Source organism: Bacteroides fluxus YIT 12057 (genome assembly GCF_000195635.1).
Classification (GTDB): Bacteria; Bacteroidota; Bacteroidia; order Bacteroidales; family Bacteroidaceae; genus Bacteroides; species Bacteroides fluxus.
On sequence record NZ_GL882605.1, the window covers coordinates 89,430 to 105,060 of the forward strand.

Here is a 15,631-nt window from a genome sequence, read left to right on the forward strand (position 1 = left end):
AGATTAGAAACTCAAACAGTCATAAGTTTGTAGAATTTCTTCCTGTCTTAATCCTAAATATCTTTTGGTAATAGCAACTGAACTATGATTAAACAGTTCCATCAACTTAACTAAAGCAAGTTCCGCATTATCACTATTAATATTCTACACCTGTCTGCCAAAGGTCTTTCTAAACGAATGGCAACTAAAGTTATCAATATGCAGCCTATATTTTTTCTTTAGTTCTTTAAGAATGACATTTATTCTTTGAATAGTAAAAATAGTTCCTTTTTGACTAACTAATATAGGTGCATTAATTCCAATAGGATTTATAGCCTTATAACAGTCTGTAATATGTCTTTTAAGCTGTGAATTGATACGGATAGTTTTAGGACAAATGATTCCTATGCGGCATTTTTGTGGCATAGGAACCATTGTTGTTTTAGCATCTTTTATATCTTTAGGGAAACAATTTTTCGGTAATAATCACTAATTTCGAACGATTTTTTGTAAAACCTGTCAAACAACTAATAAATTATAATATGGAAAACTTGAATACAGCGCTTCTGCTGATGGTAGTAGGCATGTCAACGGTCTTCGCTATCCTGCTGATTGTTATCTACTTAGGAAAGGCCCTTATAGCACTTGTGAATAAATATGCACCAGAAGAAACAGTACCCGCAAAAGCCGGTGCCAATACTCCTGCGCCTGTCCCCGGAAATATATTGGCGGCAATCAGTGCTGCTGTAACAGTGGTGACACAAGGTAAGGGGAAAGTTGCGAAGGTTGAGAAGATTTAAAAATATGGAATACTGGGAATGCGGATAATGAGGCATGAAGTACGAAATATGAACTGTGAAGTAAAACTTAAATATATAAAACACACACCGAATTATTTAGTATGAAAAAAGAAATTAAATTCAGTTTGGTATTCAGGGATATGTGGCAGAGTGCCGGAAAATATGTACCCCGCGTTGACCAGCTGGTGAAAGTAGCTCCTGCCATTATTGAGATGGGTTGTTTTGCGCGTGTAGAAACCAATGGCGGAGGTTTTGAACAAGTTAATCTGTTATTTGGGGAGAATCCGAATAAGGCTGTGCGTGAATGGACGAAACCGTTCCACGAGGCCGGAATTCAGACACACATGTTGGATCGCGCTCTCAATGGCCTTCGTATGAGTCCTGTTCCTGCAGACGTACGTAAGCTGTTTTATAAAGTGAAGAAAGCACAAGGTACGGATATCACACGTACTTTCTGTGGATTGAATGATGTACGCAACATTATTCCTTCCATCACCTATGCCAAAGAGGCGGGGATGATTTCGCAATGCTCGCTTTGCATTACCCATTCTCCTATCCATACGGTAGAGTATTATACTGATATGGCATTGAAGCTTATTAAGGCGGGAGCCGATGAAATCTGCATCAAGGATATGGCAGGTATCGGACGCCCGGTTTCTCTGGGCAAGATTGTAGCGAACATCAAGGCGGCCCATCCCGATATTCCCGTACAGTATCATAGCCATGCCGGCCCGGGATTCAATATGGCAAGCATTCTCGAAGTTTGTGAGGCCGGTTGTGATTATATTGACGTAGGTATGGAACCTCTTTCTTGGGGTACGGGGCACGCCGATTTGCTCAGTGTACAGGCTATGTTGAAAGATGCGGGATTCCAGGTGCCTGAAATCAACATGGAGGCGTATATGAAGGTACGTGCCCTCATCCAGGAGTTCATGGATGATTTCCTTGGCCTGTACATCAGCCCGAAGAACCGTTTGATGAATTCGCTGCTGATTGCTCCGGGACTTCCGGGGGGCATGATGGGCAGTTTGATGGCAGATTTGGAAACAAACCTTGAATCTATCAATAAGTACAAGGCAAAACGCAATCTGCCGTTTATGACACAAGACCAGCTACTCATCAAGTTGTTCAATGAGGTGGCTTACGTCTGGCCGCGTGTAGGATATCCTCCGTTGGTGACTCCGTTCAGCCAGTACGTGAAGAACCTCTCCATGATGAATGTCATTGCCATGGAAAAAGGCAAGGAACGTTGGGGTATGATTGCCGATGATATTTGGGATATGCTGTTGGGCAAGGCGGGTAAACTGCCGGGTCAGCTGGCGCCCGAGATTATTGAGAAGGCAGAACGTGAAGGACGCAAGTTCTTTACGGGGAATCCGCAAGACAACTATCCGGATGCACTGGACAAGTATCGTAAGATGATGAAGGAGAACAAATGGGAGTCGGGTGAGGATGATGAAGAACTCTTTGAGTACGCTATGCATCCGGCACAGTATGAAGCATATAAAAGCGGTAAAGCCAAGGAAGACTTCCTGGCGGATGTGGAGAAACGCCGTGCGGAAAGGGATAAGTCTCCGTTGGATGACGCCAAGCCCAAAACACTCACCGTACAGGTGGATGGACAGGCATACCGTGTAACGGTGGCTTACGGTGATATTGATCTGCCGGCTTCGGCTACGGAGAAGGTCACTGCTCCCGTAGGTGAAGGCCAGGATGTGCCTGCCCCGTTGGAAGGCAAGTTCTTCCTGACCAAGAATGCCCAGGAAACCCCGTTGAAGGTGGGGGACAAAGTGGCAAAGGGAGACCTCCTCTGCTACATCGAAGCCATGAAGACATACAATGCCATCCGTGCGGACTTTGCCGGAACGGTTACTGCCATTTGCGTCAATCCGGGTGATTCTGTTTCTGAAGATGATGTATTAATGAAGATTGGATAATGGAAGATATATTTGCAAAACTCTATGATATGACGGCTTTCAGCAACATTATTGCCGATCCGTCGTTCCTCGTGATGTATGCCATCGCTTTCATCCTGCTTTATTTGGGCATCAAGAAACACTATGAGCCGTTGTTGTTGGTACCCATCGCTTTCGGTGTACTCATTGCTAACTTCCCCGGTGGTGACATGGGGGTGATACAGGCAGATGAAAACGGTATGGTTTTGGTAAACGGAGTATTGAAGAATATCTGGGAGATGCCGCTGCACGAAATTGCGCACGACCTTGGACTGATGAACTTCATCTATTATATGTTGATTAAGACCGGTTTTCTGCCGCCTATCATTTTTATGGGGGTAGGTGCGTTGACGGACTTTGGGCCGATGTTGCGCAATTTACGGCTTTCTATATTTGGTGCGGCTGCCCAGCTTGGTATTTTTACTGTGCTGCTTTGTGCCGTGATGATAGGGTTCACTCCACAGGAGGCCGGTGCATTGGGCATCATCGGTGGGGCAGATGGTCCGACAGCCATCTTTACTACCATTAAACTGGCGCCTCACTTGCTGGGGCCGATTGCCATTGCCGCTTATTCATACATGGCTTTGGTACCTGTTATCATTCCATTGGTAGTGAAACTGTTCTGCAGCAAGAAAGAGCTGATGATCAACATGAAGGAGCAGGAGAAACTTTATCCTTCAAAAACAGAAATCAAGAACTTGCGTGTGTTGAAGATTATCTTCCCGATTGCAGTGACTACGATTGTTGCCTTGTTTGTGCCCACAGCGGTACCTTTGATCGGTATGCTGATGTTCGGTAATCTAATCAAGGAAATCGGTGCTGATACGAGCCGTCTGTTTGATGCGGCAGCCAACAGTATTATGAACGCAGCTACTATTTTCTTGGGATTGAGCGTCGGTGCTACCATGACCAGTGAGGCATTCTTGAACTGGACGACCATTGGTATTGTAATCGGCGGTTTCCTGGCGTTTGCACTGTCTATTACCGGTGGTATCTTCTTTGTGAAGTTGTTCAACTTGTTCAGCAAGAAGAAGATTAATCCGCTGATTGGTGCAACCGGGCTGAGCGCTGTACCTATGGCAAGCCGTGTTTGCAATGATATTGCAACCAAGTATGACCCGAAGAACCATGTACTGAATTACTGTATGTCCAGTAATATCTCCGGTGTAATCGGCTCGGCTGTTGCGGCGGGTGTGCTGATTTCGTTCTTGGGCTGACAAAGCGGGCAGGACTTGATATGATAAAAGAACTCCGGTATGGTTATGGCTATACCGGAGTTCTTTGTATATAGGTTGGGTATTGTTTATTCACTGATTACTTTTCTGTATTCGGCCACCGCCATTTTGGATGCCAGGTACGCGTTTATCAGGTTCGTTTGGGCTTGCGTCCACGAAAGCTGTGCGGACAGCACATCGACCATGCTTGCTTTTCCTTCATTGTAGGAGAAAGTGACAAGGTCGAGGTTCTCTTCCGCAAGGGACATGTTTTCTTTGGCTGTCTTTACCTGTTCTTCTGTTTCGGTTAGTTTGGTGGTCGCGGCGGACAACTCTTCGAGTATGCCGTCCGATATATAACTTTGCTGCAACTTCTGAATACCTATATATGCCTTCTGCTGGCGATTGGTCTTGAAGCGGGCGCCCCAACGGAAAATGGGGATGTTGACACTCAGGCCGGCTACGGGGGTATGGGGAATCTCTTGCCCCATGTAGGTGGTACCCGTATCCCAACCGGAGGCGAGGAACATGCTTACCTGCGGGTTGTATTTGCTTAACGCGGCTTTGCGTTGTGCTTCGCTTTTGGCAATGCTGATGTCCGTGCTGGCATAGTCGGCACGGCGTCCAAGTACCTCACTTAGTCCCATCAACTGTACATCCGGACATGATACGCTGATTTCACATAAGCTATCTACCTGTGCATCCGGTTTTGCACCCATCAGGATGTTAAGCTTTTGCAGGGCCAGGGTGTAGTTTTGCCTGGCTTTGATGAATTGCAATTCGGCCTCTTTCTTACGGGTGGAAATCATCAGCAAGTCTGTCCGGCTGATAGCGCCGTCGTTGAAACGGTCTTGGATGATGGTATATTGTTGGTTGACGATTTCCTCGAATTGCTTGGCGGAGGTCAGCATGGCGAATGCGGCGGAAGCGTTCCAATATACAGCGTCGCTCTGGTAATGTATCTGGTCGAGGGTCAGTTCAATACTCAGCTTGTCGAGCAGTTCGTCAGCCTTGGCCATATCTTTTTGTGCCAGCAGTGCACCGCCCATGTAGAGCGGCTGCCCTAAAGTGGCCAAAGCCTGGTAGGTATAAGGGCGGTATTGCCCCTTTTCGCTGTGCCACATGTCAAGGTGGTTCAGGTTGGCGGTTCCTTCGGCTGTAATGTCAATCTGCGGAAGAAAGCCGGTCATGGCTATCTTGCGGTTCTCGACACTTGCCACATACTTCAGGTGTTGCTGTTTCAGCACCTGGCTGTATGTTTCCACTTTGTGGCGGTAGTCTTCGCGGCTCAAGTGGTTTTGTTGTGCTTTGGCATGCAAGCCAATGCACAACAAGGACAGAATAAATATATTTGTTTTCATCATTCCAAATGGTAAATAGTATAAATCATCAAGTCATTTTATCCTTTTATCTTATGAATGGCACAGTATGCCACCGGCAAGACGAACAATGTCAACGCCGAGGCTACCAGCAATCCACCCATAATGGTGGCTGCCATACCTCCGAACATGGCATCGAACAGCAGTGGCAACATACCCAGAATAGTGGTTCCGGATGCCATGGCTACCGGCACGATGCGACTGACCGTTGCACTGATGACAGCCTCCCGGGGAGATTTTCCGGAAGTGGATTCAATGTCAATCTGATCGACCAGTACGATGGCATTCTTTATATTCATGCCAATCAGTCCCAACAGACCGAGGATGGCAAAGAAGTCGAACGACTTGCCCAACAGCAGCAGTCCCAGTACAATGCCGATAAAAATGAGCGGCAGCATCAGAAGGATGACAATCGGTTTGCGGTAAGTACGGAAGAGGAACAACAAAGTGACAAACATCAGGAAGAAGGTCAGTGGCATATTGGCAGCCAAGGCGGCATTGGATTCTGCCTGGCTTTCCTGCTCGCCGAAGTACTTCATGCTATATCCTTCCGGTATTTCGATTTCCTCTTGCACCCGCTTCCAAATCCGGTTGAAGGCGGCAATGGCGTTTACGCCCCGTCGGGGGTCGGCTTGTGCCATCATAACCATCTGGCGGTTATAGTCCTTCACGTTGGAGAACTTATACTGGAAGTCGAAATTGCTGACGACCTGTTCCAGGGTGGTTGTCTCGTGGGTAGTACCGAAGACGGGCAATGTGCGCAGGTCATTGATTCGGAAAGAGTCTATGGTATTGTCCTTCAATAAAATGGGAAGTACCTGATCTCCCTGGCGGTATTCGCCCAGAGTCATGCCGTTGGTACCGATCTGGATGCTCTGGGACATGCTTTGGCGGGAAACTCCCAGCGGTTGTGCGCGTTCCTGGCTATAAATGGGCTTCCATATAGGTACTTTGTTTCCCCATGAGTTGCGTACGTTGATAAGTTCGTCATCCTTGTGCATGATTTCCAAAGCCTTGTTGGTCAGCATAACCAGTGTGTCCACATTGTTCCCGATGAAACCTATTTCGATGGCCGCGTCCACGGCAGGCGAAAGTTTGAAGAGCATGGTGCGGGTTATGGCATTGGGATAATTCGCTTTCATATAGGTATCGAGGTTCTCCTCGTACTCTTTCGTATATTTACTGTCGGTCAGCTCTACCAGGATGTTGGCGAAGTTAGGTTTCGGACCTACGGATGTGGAAGCCAGATAGTAGCGTAGCGGCGTGCTTCCGAAGGTGACGGATACCCGTTTTACTTCCGGCTGTTGCAGCAGGTGGGCTTCTACCCGCTTCATTTCCTTCTCCACGTCACGGATGCTGTATCCGTCCGGGTAGAATACGTCGGCACGGAAGTAGGGCTTGTCCAAGGACGGGAAGAAGTTTTGCGGCATCAGTCCCATGATCACCAAAGAAAGGATGAACAAGACGACCATGCTTCCCAAGGTCAACGCTTTCTTCCGTATCAGGACACTGAGGATAGACGCAAATTTGTGGTAGAAAGGCTTGTCGTATGGGTCTTTGTCTCCATCACCTGCCTTTGCTTTGAGTATGAAGTTACCGAAGGTCGTGGTTTGTGTCAGTGCCAATATCCAACTGAGTCCCAGCGAGATGGCAAGCACGATGAACAACGGTTTCACGATTTCGGCTACCGAGGAAGGTGCAAGGTATAGGGGCAGGAAGGAGCAGATGGCTATGAACGTTGCTCCCAGCAGTCCCCATTGCGGTCCGGTAGCTCCGTTTATCAGGGCTTTCCGCCGGTCTGTTCCCCGGGCAATGGCTATCTGGGCATTGTCTGTCACTACGATAGCGTTGTCCACCAGCATACCCATGGCAATGATGAATCCCGCCAGTGAAGTACGGTTCAGTCCGACCCCAAGGAAGGACATGATGAGCAGTGTACCTCCGATGGAGAAGACCAGCGACGAACCGATTAGCAGACCGGCACGCATGCCCATTACCAACATGATGATGACAATCACAATCAAAATGGACTCTATCAGGTTGATGATGAATCCGTTGTTGGCTTCTTTGGCTATGACGTTCTCGGGATAAAGACTCGACAGCTCCAAGCCTACCGGGATGAGAGGCATCAGTTCGGCAAGTTTTGCATCCACCAGTTCGCCGGTCTTCACAACATCCTTGGTAGGGTCGGTGGAAACGCCGATGCCGATGGCACGTTTGCCGTTCACGTGCATGATGGTGCCGGGAGGTTCCATATAGCCTTTTTCTATGGTGGCTATGTCGCCCAGTTTTACTTGACCGCCTGATGTGGTGATTACCTGATTGCGGATATCGCTCACGGTGGTATAGGTGCCGTTGGCTACGACGCGCAATTGTTGTTCGCCTGCGCTGATTTCTCCGGTGTTGATAATCTGATTCTGCGATTGCAGCAGGCTTGCCAGTTGCTTGGGGTCGATACCCATGCCTGCCAGCTTGTTGACGGAGATAAATATATTGATGACCTCTGTCTGCGTACCGAAGAGTGCCACTTTCATGACACCGTCCGCAGTAATGACCTGTGTCTTGATACGCTCTGCCCAGTTGCGCATCTCCTCGTAGGAGAATCCGTCATCGGCTACCAGCCCGTAATAGATGCCGAACACATCGCCGAAGTCATCTGATACTGTTGGTACGGAGGCACCGGAAGGCAACTGTGGCTGTATGTTGAGCACCTTGCGCCGCAGTTCGTCCCATTTTTGCGGGATGGATGCCGCTGCGAGTGAGGGTTGTAATTCAAAAGTTATCTTGGAAAGTCCGTACATTGATTCGGACTTGATTTTATAGACTCCGCTCATACTCTGTATTTCGCGGGAGATGGGTTCGGTGATGAGCCGTTCTACTTCCGCAGGCTCCGCTCCCGGATAGCGTGTCATGATGACCGCTGTCTTAATGACGAAAGGGGCGTCTTCCTTCTTTCCCAACCGGCCGAAGGAGAATATGCCGCCGATGAGCAGTACTGCCAGAAAGAAGTAGATGACCTTTGTATTGTCTAATGAATATTTGGCTAGATTCATGTTATTTAGTTATGAATTATGAATTTTGGCGTAGGGGAAAACTTATGAATGCTATTATTCCTGATTCATGATTTTCACCGTTTGTCCGTCCGTCAGTTGGTGCACTCCGGCTATGACAATTGTTTCTTCCGGTTTCAATCCTTCGGATATAAGAAGATTGGCTTCTCCTGTGGGAGAATAGACTGTCACTTCCCGGCGGCTTACCTTATTGCCATTGACTACCCACACATAGGTCTTCTTGCTTTCGCTTTCGCCGAATACGGCACTGAGGGGCACATTCATCAGCTCTTCCTCCAGGAAAGGAGAGACATCCGATGCCAGTTTGATTTTGCAGGTGAATCCGGGATTTACGTCATACGTGCTGCGGTCGAAGGTGGGATCATCAATGATGATGCTGACCGGTATTCCTGTTCCCGCCGTTGAAATGTCAAGGTATTCTTCCAGAACGGCATTGAAGACGTTGTTCGGGTAAGTGTCGAATACTACTTTGAAATTGATATCCTTTGCCCGCAGCAGATACAGATAATCGTCGGGTACTGTAAACTTGATACGCAGTTTCTGCGTATTGACCAGTTGCACGATGCCTTCCCCCGAATTGACACGCTGATAATTCTCCACCAGGCGTTTTTCGATGGAGCCGTCGAACGGGGCGGTCAGCTTTGTATCTCTCATGTTATTGGAAGATAACTCATAGGCAGATTTTGCTTTCTGGTAATTGGCCACACTGATTTCATACTCTTGCAGGGAGATGGCTTGCCGGCCCAACAGACGTTTGTTGCGTTCTACTTGTGCGGCGGCAGTTTCGTAGGCGGCTTTATCGGCGGCGTATTGCAAGGAGATATCCCGGGGATCGATGGCGGCAATCAGTTCTCCCTTTTTCACGCGTTGCCCTTCTACAACCGGAAGGTTGATGACTTGACCGCTTACGCGGAAAGCCAGTTTTACATATTCCACTGCTTCCACAATGCCGGAAAAGTCTTTGCGGATGACTGACTGTGAACTCACGGTTGAAGTTTTTACCGGTCTGATAAGAGTGTTCCCACTCTCTTGCTTTTGTCCGCAGGACGTAACAAACAACGTCGTGGCAAAAGCAAATAAATAAATTTTGTTCATTTGCTATGGGTTAAACGGGTATAATTATGTTTTGCATCGGCACAAAAGTACAAAACCAAAAAACTAATCTTAGTTTTCCAGTGTATTAATTGTGCTTTCTTAACAATGAATCCGAATTACTCTGTCATTTTGACAGTTAAACTCGAGCCTTGTTTAAGTTCATAAACGTTTTGATAGACTCCTATGTTCAATTTGTTTCCTGCTGTAAGCGAAAATATTATCTCTTTTCCTGCTACTCGTATATGGAGCGTGTTTCCCGAATAATTGACTTTGAAGGTGTAGCCGCTCCATTTTTTCGGTAAGACGGGGCTGAAGCTCAATATACCGCCATGAATCTGTAAACCGGCAAACCCGCGTACTATGGCAAGCCAGCTGCCCGGCATGCTGGTGATGTGCAACCCTTGGTCGGTTTCGTTGTTATAATCGTCTAAGTCGAGGCGCGTGGTGTGCATAAAAAGTTCGTATGCTTTCTCTACCTCACCGATGCGTGCCGCAAGGATAGAGTGGATATGTGGGGAGAGGGACGATTCATGTACAGTCATCGGCTCATAAAAATCGAAATTCCTGCGGGTGGTATCCGTATCAAAATCGAAATAATAGAGGTAGAGCCCCAACAGCACGTCACTCTGCTTGATGTAACAGGAACGAAGAATTCTGTCCCATGACCAGTGTTGGTTGATAGGGCGTTCTTCTTCAGGAATGGCACCGGTACTTTGCAGTTCTTTGTCCATATAACCGTCATTTTGGATAAAGATACCCTGTTCCGTATCTTCCGGCAGGTACATGCGTGCTATGATGTCTTTCCAGCGTTCAGTCTCTTCCGCTTGATTGAAACTGGTGATACGGCGTACACGTGCGTATTCATCGGGATTTTCCTTGGCTATGATTTCAAGGTAGCCCAAGGTGATTTTCAGGCATTGTGTGCAGGAATAGTTGGTGTACCAGTTATTGTCCACGTTGTTTTCATATTCGTTCGGTCCCGTAACTCCTAATATGACATATTTTTGTTTGGGACGGGAAAAGGATACACGCTGGCTCCAGAAGCGGCTGACGGCTATCATTACTTCCAGTCCGTATTTGGCGACATACTCCAGCGAGCCGGTCATGGTGGCGTGTTGGCCAATGGCATAGACAATGATGTTGTTCCGGTGGATTTCTTCAAAGGTAATTTCCCATTCGCTATGGCACTCCTCGCCGTTATTGGTCACTTGCGGGAAAAGTGCCGCACCATTGCTGAAACCCAACTTCTTTGCATTTTCTATCGCTTTCGGAAGTTGGTTATATCGGTATATCAGCAGATTTTTCACAATCTCCCTGGGGGTGGAAAGGAGGAAAAAAGGCACACAGCACAGTTCCGTATTCCAATATGTGTTGCCGCCATATTTCTCTCCGGTGAATCCTTTGGGACCGATATTCAGGCGGGGGTCATCTCCCCGGTAAGTCTGGTAAAGCTGGAAGATGTTGTAACGGATACCCTGTTGCGCTTCCGGATCGCCTTCGATGATGACATCGGCTTCGTCCCAGATATCCAGCCAGGCCTGCCGATGATCTTGCAGCAAGGCGTTCCAGCCGATTGTCTTGGCTTCTCGGACTTGTGAGACGGCTTCTTCTATCAAGTCCTGCCGCTCATAATGAAGGGAAGAGACGATAGAAATATATTTGATGATAGTCACGGTATCACCTGGTTTTACATCTGTGCCTACGCTGAATCCCACTTGTTTCTCTTTTTCTATGCGTATCGGGTTGGCGATGGGTTCTTTATTGTTTTTATAGAACTGATAAGTCATGGCATAGCAGATTTGGGCATCTTCACGGCGAGTCTGTGTCCATAAATAGCTACAGTCGCCGGCGGCACCGGAACGCAGAATATTCCAGATTTTCTCGTTGGCGTATTCTGTGCCATCTGCGATGTTCCCGTCAAGGAGAGGGACCAAAGAAACCTTGCCGCTATAACTGAGGGATGTTACACTGTACTTGATGAGGCAGAGGTTAGGATGAGCCATGTTCGTGATATGTTCTACATGAAGACTGAGCCGGTTGCCTCTGGGGGAGGTCACTTCCACATCCCGGTAGGAGATACCTTCCTTCATATTCAGGCATCTTCTGAAACTGTTGACATCCCATATTGCCAAATCCAGTTCCTCGTCAATGAGGCGCAGGCCGATATGGCTCCAGTCTGCTGCATTGGGTATGCGGGTATGGAAATGGGGATAACCGTTTTTCCACCATCCTACACGGGTATTGTCCAGAAAAGGAATGCCGGCCACGAAGGAACCGCGGTAACAGTCGCTGCTATAAGGCTCTTCAAAGTTTCCCCGTTGTCCGAAACGACCGTTTCCGAGGCTGAATATGCTTTCGGACATCCGCAGGTAATCGGCGTGAAAACTATCCTCAATGATGTTCCATTCGTCGGTCTTTAAATATTTCTTCATGTTCTGTGTGTTCTGTAGTTATCGCTGTAAAGATAAACAATCTGCAGAAATAAAGAAGAAATGGGAAGGGAAAAATAACATGATTATCCGCATTCATCCCCTTAATCGGTTATTTGTATGGCTCATCCTTATTCTTTCACCGCATCTGCCAATTTCGTTCTTATAGTGAGATGGCATAAAAGCCTTATAATGCCCTATTAATAGGCTTTTAATAGGGCATTATAAGGCTTTTAATCACAGTCCCTTGTATAGTCTTCTAGGTAGATTTATACACGCATCGTCCCAGAGTCGTGTGCTTACTTGCCTTTCTCTCCTTGGCTTTCTTTGATGAGATATACGCAGGCAGCACCTATGAGCAGCATCACTCCGGCAGTAATCAGCATGTTGATTTCCGGGGGAAGTGCTCCTTCGGGAGTAAAGAAGGCAAGTCTTGTGCCACCTAAGGCGGCCGCCACGATTTGAGGAATGCAGATTGTACCGTTGAAAAGCCCCAGATAAGTACCCATGTGTCCGCCGGACAGGGCATTGGTCAGTATCGTGAACGGTAATGCCAGCATAGCTGCCCATGCGCAACCTATCAGCAGGAAGGATATGAACAGCATATACGGGTCGTGCATGAAATAGGTGGAGATAAATCCTATACCTCCCAATACAAGACTGAGGGAATATATGAAGCGTCGGTCCTTGAACATCGGAATGCAGATGGCCCAAAGTACGGAGCCGATAGCCTGGACTGCGAACAGTACACCTACCCAGTTGGCGGCTTCCTGGTATTGCAGGCTCTTGGTATCCAATACAATTTTGCTGATACCGTTCACTGTATGTTCTACGGTTGGTGCGTCGAATGCATTGGCCGCGATGCTTCCATTCGTATAAGTCCACATGAACATGAACGCAAACCAACAAAAGAACTGTACCAGACCCACTGTCCAGAAAGCTTTGGGAGCCTTGACCAACAGCTTCAGCATATTGGTTTTCTCATGCTCTTCCTCTTCCGTGATGCCATGGTATTCGGCATATTCAGCGGGTGGCATTTCCTTCACCTTGACTGAAGTGTAGATGACGCAGAATATAAGAATGGCGGCTCCTATATAGAAAGAGTAGATTACGGAGTCGGGAATCACGCCTTGCGGCGCCGTATTGCTGATACCTATCCATGCAAAGATAAACGGGAACAGATAGCCCACCAGGCTGCCTGCATTACAAAGAAAACTCTGGATGGAGTAGGCGAGTCCCTTTTGTTTTTCATTGACCATGTCGCCTACCATCATCTTGAAAGGTTGCATCGCCATATTGATGGAAGTGTCGAGGAACATTAGTGATACCAGTCCGAATATCATGGCGGTACTTGCCGCCATACCGAAACTGCCTGCGTTGGGCAACAGGCACATAACCAATACTGCTACCAGAGAACCGATAAACAGGTAGGGAATGCGGCGTCCGAAGCGTGTCCAAGTCTTGTCGCTGGCAGCCCCTACTATGGGCTGTACTATGATACCTGCCAGTGGCGGCAATATCCAGAAGTAACTTAAATTATGCGGGTCGGCTCCGAGAGTGGAGAAAATACGGCTGATATTCGCACTTTGCAGGGCATACGCTATCTGTACGCCGAAAAAACCGAAACTGATGTTCCACAGTTTCCAGAAACTTAAATCGGGTTTTACTTTCATTGTTATAATATGGTATTAGTTTTTATTTCGTTGTTCCTCTCACTACCAAGTTGGTACGTACAATCTTGTTGGAGCTCTTCTCTTCTCCTTCCAGCTTGTCTATCAGTATGCTGAAGGCACTTCTGCCTACTTCTTCTCCATGTTGCTCCACGGTAGTCAGCTTGGGGTCGGTACTTTGCGCTATGGCTCCGTCGGTAAATCCGCAGATGGAAACTTCGTCGGGCACTTTGACGCCTACCAGTTTGCAGGCATAGAGAATACCGGACGCCGTTTCATCGTTGATGGCAAAGAAGCCGTCGGGGCGGTTGGGACCTTCCAGCAAATCGGGGGTCAGCGCGATGGCGCGTTCGCGGGTGTCACATAACAGTATCATACTGTCATCTACCGGAATTTTGTATTTTTTCATGGCGTCTAAATAACCGTTGCGCCGGTTCTTGGTAATTTCTAGGTGTGGTGCGGCACCATAGAAGAGGATACGTTTGCATCCGGTCTGTATCATGTATTCCACGGCAGCAAATGAGCCGGCGTAATCGTCCACTACTACCCGTTCAGTCTTGAGCCCTGTACAGATGCGGTCGTAGAAGACTATCGGGATATTATTGTTCAGCAATTCCTGATAATGGTCATATTGTGATGTATCCTTGGCCAAGGAGGCGATGACACCGCAGACACGGGCTGCAAGAAAAGAATGTACGATCTTGACTTCCTGTTCGTATGATTCGTTGCTTTGTGCCACAATGATATTGTAGCCGGCTTTGGCGGCTGATTTTTCAATTCCGCTTAGTACGCAAGAGAAAAAATGATGTACCAGTTGTGGGATAATCACTCCAATTGTATTGCTGCGGCTGGCACGGAGGTTTACTGCAAGCACATTGGGCTTATAATTATGTTCGCGCGCGTAGGCATGGATAAGGTCACGGGTTTCCTTGCTGATGTCCGGATTGTCTTTCAGCGCCCTCGACACAGTGGAGGGGGAGACGTTCAGCGCCCGGGCAATATCCTTGATGGTTATCTGCGGTTTATTCATGAGTATGATTTGATTTTTCGGTCAAAGATAATGCAAATCGTAACAGACAGTCAAATTTACTTGGACTTTATGTTGAGATGCCGCTTATCTTTCTTATTAAGGATGAAGGTAAACTCCGTTAATCCGATTGCAAAAATAATGGAATTGGTTAAAATGCACTTACTCATTATTATATATCGGAATGTAAGTTTGTGCAAACGATTGCGTATGGTTGTGTTTCCGTAAAACAGGTGCAGCTTGGATGTATTTGTTCTATTTTCTTATATTTGCGGGACATAAAATTAGGGTAGCTATGAAACGCATGAAATTCTTGACTTTTCTTTTTAGTGCTGCTTTTGCCGTATTGGCATGCAGCAGTCATAATGAGTCTGATCCCAATGCAGGTGGCCTTCCGGATAATGGAGAGACTTCTGGCATTGAGTTTGCTAAAGGTGCAGATATCAGTTGGGTGACGGAAATGGAGCACAAAGGCATGAAGTTCTATAATGCCTCCGGAGTGGAAAAGGATTGTTTCCAATTGATGAAGGATCTTGGAATGAATGCCATCCGGCTCCGGGTCTGGGTGAATCCTGAGGAGCACGGCAACTGGTGTGACAAGGGAGATTTTTTGGCTAAAGCAAAGCGGGCGGCAAAGTTGGGAATGGACTTGATGGTTGATTTCCACTACAGTGACTGGTGGGCTGATCCGGGACAGCAATTTAAGCCGGCCGCATGGAAAGGAAAATCTCTTGCTGAATTGAAACAGGCAATTGCAGATCATACAAAGGATGTATTGGTTGCGTTGAAGTCGGCAGGAGTAACGCCCAAATGGGTGCAAGTGGGCAATGAAATACGTCCAGGAATGCTATGGGATGAGGACGTTGCTTTGAGCGGGGCATCCTATGATATCTATGAAAAGGATGTGAAAGGGTTGGATAGTTCGGTTGATAAACTGAAATATCCTAAAAACTTTGCTAATCTTGCCGTTTTTATCAATACCCTTAATTCCGCAACACTATTATAAATATAA

9 protein-coding genes and 2 pseudogenes are annotated in these 15,631 nt (G+C 47.3%); 4 read left to right on the forward strand and 7 right to left on the reverse strand.

Going from position 1 to position 15,631, the window contains the following annotated elements:
* Nucleotides 1-3: 3 nt before the first annotated feature.
* Nucleotides 4-369, reverse strand: a pseudogene (locus tag HMPREF9446_RS00725) (tyrosine-type recombinase/integrase); the annotation flags it as partial.
* 152 nt (nt 370-521) lie between these two features.
* On the opposite strand from HMPREF9446_RS00725, the gene HMPREF9446_RS00730 reads away from it, so the two are divergent.
* The 3 genes from HMPREF9446_RS00730 (at nt 522) to HMPREF9446_RS00740 (ending at nt 3,951) form a co-directional block, all read left to right on the forward strand.
* On the forward strand, nt 522-779 hold the full coding sequence (locus tag HMPREF9446_RS00730) for an OadG family protein (protein ID WP_009123526.1): 258 nt from the start codon (nt 522-524) through the stop codon (nt 777-779).
* 101 nt (nt 780-880) lie between these two features.
* Nucleotides 881-2,716 carry a biotin/lipoyl-containing protein gene (locus HMPREF9446_RS00735; protein ID WP_009123527.1) on the forward strand — a complete coding sequence of 612 codons (1,836 nt, stop codon included), beginning with the start codon at nt 881-883 and terminating at the stop codon, nt 2,714-2,716.
* Nucleotides 2,716-3,951 carry a sodium ion-translocating decarboxylase subunit beta gene (locus HMPREF9446_RS00740; RefSeq protein WP_009123528.1) on the forward strand — a complete coding sequence of 412 codons (1,236 nt, stop codon included), beginning with the start codon at nt 2,716-2,718 and terminating at the stop codon, nt 3,949-3,951. The genes HMPREF9446_RS00735 and HMPREF9446_RS00740 overlap by 1 nt, the downstream gene beginning before the upstream one ends.
* A gap of 86 nt (nt 3,952-4,037) precedes the next feature.
* On the opposite strand, the gene HMPREF9446_RS00745 is transcribed toward HMPREF9446_RS00740, so the two are convergent.
* From HMPREF9446_RS00745 to HMPREF9446_RS00770, 6 genes are all read right to left on the reverse strand, one after another.
* Nucleotides 4,038-5,312: a TolC family protein gene (locus tag HMPREF9446_RS00745; RefSeq protein ID WP_009123529.1), complete on the reverse strand. Its 1,275-nt coding sequence runs from the start codon at nt 5,310-5,312 to the stop codon at nt 4,038-4,040.
* Nucleotides 5,313-5,347: 35 nt separating this feature from the next.
* Entirely contained in the window at nt 5,348-8,380 is a 3,033-nt protein-coding gene (locus HMPREF9446_RS00750) for an efflux RND transporter permease subunit (protein ID WP_009123530.1), read from the reverse strand.
* A gap of 54 nt (nt 8,381-8,434) precedes the next feature.
* Nucleotides 8,435-9,493, reverse strand: coding sequence for an efflux RND transporter periplasmic adaptor subunit (locus HMPREF9446_RS00755; RefSeq protein ID WP_009123531.1), 1,059 nt, complete (start codon nt 9,491-9,493; stop codon nt 8,435-8,437).
* Between the two features lie 116 nt (nt 9,494-9,609).
* Entirely contained in the window at nt 9,610-11,925 is a 2,316-nt protein-coding gene (locus HMPREF9446_RS00760) for a family 65 glycosyl hydrolase domain-containing protein (RefSeq protein WP_039968175.1), read from the reverse strand.
* Nucleotides 11,926-12,221: 296 nt separating this feature from the next.
* Nucleotides 12,222-13,595 (reverse strand): MFS transporter, encoded by a 1,374-nt coding sequence (locus HMPREF9446_RS00765; protein ID WP_009123535.1) that lies wholly within the window; start codon nt 13,593-13,595, stop codon nt 12,222-12,224.
* A 22-nt stretch (nt 13,596-13,617) separates the two neighbouring features.
* Nucleotides 13,618-14,622 (reverse strand): LacI family DNA-binding transcriptional regulator, encoded by a 1,005-nt coding sequence (locus HMPREF9446_RS00770; RefSeq protein WP_009123536.1) that lies wholly within the window; start codon nt 14,620-14,622, stop codon nt 13,618-13,620.
* A gap of 292 nt (nt 14,623-14,914) precedes the next feature.
* Here HMPREF9446_RS00770 and HMPREF9446_RS00775 point away from each other — a divergent pair.
* Nucleotides 14,915-15,598 (forward strand): annotated as a pseudogene (locus HMPREF9446_RS00775) (glycosyl hydrolase 53 family protein); the annotation flags it as partial.
* Between the last annotated feature and the right edge of the window lie 33 nt (nt 15,599-15,631).

What these genes read in the sequence shown, in the direction of transcription:
- HMPREF9446_RS00730 (WP_009123526.1), top strand. Translation starts at nt 522, where the DNA reads ATGGAAAACTTGAATACAGCGCTTCTGCTGATGGTAGTAGGCATGTCA.
- HMPREF9446_RS00735 (WP_009123527.1), top strand. Translation starts at nt 881, where the DNA reads ATGAAAAAAGAAATTAAATTCAGTTTGGTATTCAGGGATATGTGGCAG.
- HMPREF9446_RS00740 (WP_009123528.1), top strand. Translation starts at nt 2,716, where the DNA reads ATGGAAGATATATTTGCAAAACTCTATGATATGACGGCTTTCAGCAAC.
- HMPREF9446_RS00745 (WP_009123529.1), bottom strand. Translation starts at nt 5,312, where the DNA reads ATGATGAAAACAAATATATTTATTCTGTCCTTGTTGTGCATTGGCTTG.
- HMPREF9446_RS00750 (WP_009123530.1), bottom strand. Translation starts at nt 8,380, where the DNA reads ATGAATCTAGCCAAATATTCATTAGACAATACAAAGGTCATCTACTTC.
- HMPREF9446_RS00755 (WP_009123531.1), bottom strand. Translation starts at nt 9,493, where the DNA reads ATGAACAAAATTTATTTATTTGCTTTTGCCACGACGTTGTTTGTTACG.
- HMPREF9446_RS00760 (WP_039968175.1), bottom strand. Translation starts at nt 11,925, where the DNA reads ATGAAGAAATATTTAAAGACCGACGAATGGAACATCATTGAGGATAGT.
- HMPREF9446_RS00765 (WP_009123535.1), bottom strand. Translation starts at nt 13,595, where the DNA reads ATGAAAGTAAAACCCGATTTAAGTTTCTGGAAACTGTGGAACATCAGT.
- HMPREF9446_RS00770 (WP_009123536.1), bottom strand. Translation starts at nt 14,622, where the DNA reads ATGAATAAACCGCAGATAACCATCAAGGATATTGCCCGGGCGCTGAAC.